This is a genomic window from Stenotrophomonas sp. HMSC10F07 (assembly GCF_001807895.1).
Lineage (GTDB): Bacteria > Pseudomonadota > Gammaproteobacteria > Xanthomonadales > Xanthomonadaceae > Stenotrophomonas > Stenotrophomonas sepilia.
In genome coordinates this window covers 103350-104899 of the sequence record NZ_KV791339.1, presented here as the reverse complement: position 1 = coordinate 104899, position 1550 = coordinate 103350, and the positions used below count along the sequence as shown (strand labels likewise).

At 67.6% G+C, this 1550-nt stretch carries 2 protein-coding genes; both read left to right on the top strand.

Annotation, left to right across the window (positions count from 1 at the left end; translation table 11 throughout):
• Nucleotides 1-89: 89 nt before the first annotated feature.
• Nucleotides 90-863 (top strand): NAD kinase, encoded by a 774-nt coding sequence (locus tag HMPREF3114_RS03580; protein ID WP_005417415.1) that lies wholly within the window; start codon nucleotides 90-92, stop codon nucleotides 861-863.
• 47 nt (nucleotides 864-910) lie between these two features.
• Nucleotides 911-1550 (top strand): 5'-nucleotidase (locus HMPREF3114_RS21345; protein WP_256337625.1); only part of this gene is annotated, 640 nt, incomplete at its 3' end.

The window sequence follows — 1550 nt, the reverse complement described above, 5'->3', positions numbered from 1 at the left end:
ACCTCATGAATCGCAACCGGGTGCAGCAGCCGGCCAGCGGCCGGCACGACCGGGTATGCTCTTGCTGGCACACCCACCCGGATCCACCGATGAGCGACACCCCCCGCATCGCTTTCCTGGCCAGCACCGCCGAACCTGCACAGATGGCCCGCGCGGCGATGATCTCGCGTTATGGCGATCACGCGCCCGAGCAGGCCGACGTGCTGTGCCCGCTGGGTGGCGACGGTTTCATGCTGCAGACCCTGCACCGGCACGGGCACCTGGGCAAGCCGGTGTTCGGCATGAAGCTGGGTACCGTTGGCTTCCTGATGAACCAGTACCGCGGCGACGATGACGTGCAGGCCCGCATTGCGCGTGCCGAACCGGCCAACCTGCGCCCGCTGGAAATGGTGGCGCTGACCGAGTCCGGGACCAGCACCGGCTCGCTGGCGTACAACGATGTCTCGCTCCTTCGCCAGACCCGGCAGGCCGCCCATATCGGCATCGACCTCAACGGCCAGGAGCGGGTGGCCGAGCTGATCGGTGACGGCGTGCTGGTGGCCACCCCGGCCGGCAGTACCGCCTACAATTATTCCGCGCACGGCCCGGTGTTGCCGCTGGGGTCGCATACCATCGCGCTGACGCCGCTGGCGCCGTATCGGCCGCGACGCTGGCGCGGGGCGATCCTCAAGGCTGACACCGAAGTGCGCTTCCGCGTGCTCGATCCCTACAAGCGTCCGGTCAGCGTCACCGCTGATTCGCACGAGACCCGCGATGTGGTCGAGGTGACCATCCGCGAGTCGAGGGACCGTCGTGTGACCCTGCTGTTCGACCCGGAGCACAACCTGGAAGACCGGATCCTGAGCGAACAGTTCGTTTTTTGAGGACAATGGGCGGCCGGCCCCGCCGACCGCTTGAAGGACCCCCACCGATGGGCGACAACTCCCCCCGTTTGCTGACCGTCGCGGTCACCTCGCGCGCGCTGTTCGACCTCGAGGAAAGCCATGCGCTGTTCGAGAGCGATGGCGTGGCGGCCTATGCCGAGTTCCAGCGCCAGCATGAGGACGACATCCTCGGTCCCGGCGTGGCCTTTCCCGTGGTGCGCAAGCTGCTGGCACTGAACCAGGGCGCCAGCCCGGAGAACCCGCGGGTCGAGGTGATCCTGCTGTCGCGCAATTCGGCCGATACCGGCCTGCGTATCTTCAACTCGATCCAGCATTACGGCCTGGGCATCATCCGTGCGACGTTCACCGCTGGCGAGCCGACCTGGCCGTATGTGAAGCCGTTCGGCACCGACCTGTTCCTGTCGGCCAACCCGGAATCGGTGCGCAGTGCGCTGCGCCATGGCATCGCGGCGGCGACCATCCTGCCCAAACCACCGGGCGAGACCGCTGCGGCAGCGGCCGACCAGATCGATACCGGTCGCCCGGCCGGCCAGCTGCGCATTGCCTTCGACGGTGACGCAGTGATCTTCGGTGACGAGAGTGAGCGCATTTCGCGCGAGCAGGGCGTGGAAGCCTTTGGCCGCCACGAACGCGAACGCGCCCGCGAGCCACTCAGTGGCGGCCCCT